General features: G+C 59.8%; 2 protein-coding genes. Both read right to left on the bottom strand.

The genetic code is table 11. The annotated features are described in order from the left end of the window. Positions 1-72: 72 nt before the first annotated feature. The gene (gene istB, locus GR212_RS36450; protein ID WP_163994975.1) at positions 73-867 is read right to left on the bottom strand and encodes an IS21-like element helper ATPase IstB; all 795 of its coding nucleotides are present in this window, start codon (positions 865-867) and stop codon (positions 73-75) included. After that, positions 857-2377 (bottom strand): IS21 family transposase, encoded by a 1521-nt coding sequence (gene istA, locus GR212_RS36445; RefSeq protein WP_163994973.1) that lies wholly within the window; start codon positions 2375-2377, stop codon positions 857-859. Before istA ends, istB begins: the two co-directional genes overlap by 11 nt. Positions 2378-2488: the final 111 nt, after the last annotated feature.

The following is a 2488-nucleotide window of genomic DNA, read 5'->3' as shown; positions in this document are numbered from 1 at the left end:
TGTTGGTTTCCGCGCAGAACTGAGCCGGTTTTTCCACCGAGAAGTGAGCCACCTCTGAGTATGGTTTTCTGATCAGGGTTTGGTCAAGGGATTGGCCTTTTCTCCTCTCTTCTGTGCCACTGCGGCCGAGCTGGCCTTGAAGCGGAAGCTGTCGTTTCCTGTTTCCAGGATATGGCAACGGTGGGTCAGGCGGTCGAGCAAAGCGGTTGTCATCTTGGCGTCGCCGAAGACGGTGGCCCATTCGCTGAAGCTGAGGTTGGTGGTGATGATGACGCTGGTGCGCTCATAGAGCTTGCTCAGCAGGTGGAAGAGCAGCGCTCCGCCTGACGCGCTGAACGGAAGGTATCCGAGTTCATCAAGTATCAGCAGATCGAGGCGAACCAGTGTCTCGGCGATCTGGCCGGCCTTGCCTTTGGCCTTCTCCTGCTCGAGAGCGTTGACCAATTCGATGGTCGAGAAGAAGCGGACCTTTCGGCGATGATGCTCGATCGCCTGTACACCGAGGGCGGTCGCGATATGTGTTTTTCCTGTGCCCGGTCCGCCGACGAGCACGATATTCTGCGCTCCGTCCATGAACTCGCATCGGTGCAGTTGGCGCACCGTCGCTTCGTTGATCTCGCTGGCGGCGAAGTCGTATCCGGAGATGTCTTTGTAAGCCGGGAAGCGCGCGGCCTTCATGTGATAGGCGATGGAACGAACCTCACGTTCGGCCATTTCCGCCTTCAGCAACTGGGACAAGGTCGGCACGGCCGCATCGAACGCTGGCGCTCCTTGCTCGATCAGGTCCGTGACCGCTTGGGCCATGCCATACATCTTCAGGCTACGCAGCATGATGACGACGGCGGCGCTGGCGGGATCATGACGCATGGCGACCTCCCACGATCCGGACACGCAAGCCATCGTAGCGTTCGACGTTGGCCTTGGGTTCGCGCAGTAAGGTCAGCGCCTGCGGTGTGTCGATATCGGGACCATCAGTGGTTTTGCCGTCGATCAGCCGATGCAGCAGGTTCAGCACATGCGTTTTGGTTGCCACGCCCGCATCCAGGGCCAGTTCCACAGCGCGCAGGACAACCTGTTCGTCGTGATGAAGAACGAGAGCAAGGATATCGGCCATCTCACGATCACCGCCAGGGCGGCGGAGCATCTGGTCCTGTAGTCGCCGAAAGGCCACCGGTAATTCCAGGAAGGGGGCGCCATTGCGCAGGGCACCGGGCTTGCGTTGGATGACCGCAAGGTAATGGCGCCAGTCGTAAATCGTTCGCGGTGGTTTGTCGTGACTGCGCTCGATCACCCGCGTGTGTTCGCAGAGGATATTCCCTTCAGCCGCAACGACCAGCCGCTCGGGATAAATCCGCAGGCTGACGGGCCGGTTCGCAAACGATGCAGGCACACTGTAGCGGTTCCGTTCAAAGGTGATCAGGCATGTTGGTGAGACTCGCTTGCTCTGTTCGACAAAGCCGTCGAAAGCTGCAGGCAACGCCATCAACGCGGCCTGCTCGGCCGCCCAGATGTCCGCAATCGTGCCGGGCAAAGTGCCATGCGGTGTCTCGCGCCACAGGTCCTGGCAATGCTGTTCCAGCCAGGCATTCAACGCCAGTAAATCCGGGAAGTCCGGCATCTGTTGCCACAAGCGTGGACGGGCATCCTGGACGTTCTTCTCTACCTGGCCCTTCTCCCAGCCCGCGGCGGGATTGCAGAACTCAGGCGCAAAGACGTAGTGGTTCGTCATCGCCTGGAAGCGGACGTTGACCTGTCGCTCCTTGCCGCGGCCGACGCGATCGACCGCAGTGCGCATATTGTCATAAATTCCCCGTGCAGGCACACCGCCGAAGATCCTGAAGCCGTGCCAATGGGCATCGAAGAGCATCTCGTGCGTTTGCAGCAGGTAGGCTCTGATCAAAAAAGCCCGGCTGTGCGACAGTTTGATGTGAGCGACCTGTAGCTTCGTGCGCTCGCCGCCTATCACAGCATAATCTTCACTCCAATCGAACTGGAATGCTTCGCCCGGACGGAAAGACAGCGGGACGAATATGCCGCGGCCCGCTGTCTGCTGCTCGACCCGCCACTCACGGGCGAACGCGGCGACCCGACCATAGGAGCCGGTAAAGCCCAGAGCCATCAGATCGGCATGAAGCTGCTTTAGCGTTCGGCGCTGCTTGCGTGGCCTCCCGGCCTCGGTCTTCAGCCAGCCGGCGAGTTTGTCGGCAAACGGATCAAGCTTGCTCGGTCGTTCCGGTACCGTGAACTTCGGCTCAATCGTGCCAGCGCTCAGATACTTCGCGATCGTGTTGCGCGACAGCCCGGTGCGCCGGCTGATCTCGCGTACCGACAACTTCTCGCGCAGCGCCATCCGACGGATGATGTTTAAAAGTCCCATGTGGATCACTCCGTTGCCCCCGTCGCTCTACGCGTTGGGGAAGGTTCACATGGCTCAATTCTCAATGGAAATTATGTGCCTAACCGGCTCAGTTCTGCGTGGAAACCAACA

It is taken from the genome of Martinezella lusitana (assembly GCF_010668395.1).
GTDB lineage: Bacteria > Pseudomonadota > Alphaproteobacteria > Rhizobiales > Rhizobiaceae > Rhizobium > Rhizobium lusitanum_A.
This window is presented reverse-complemented; position numbering and strand designations above follow the sequence as displayed.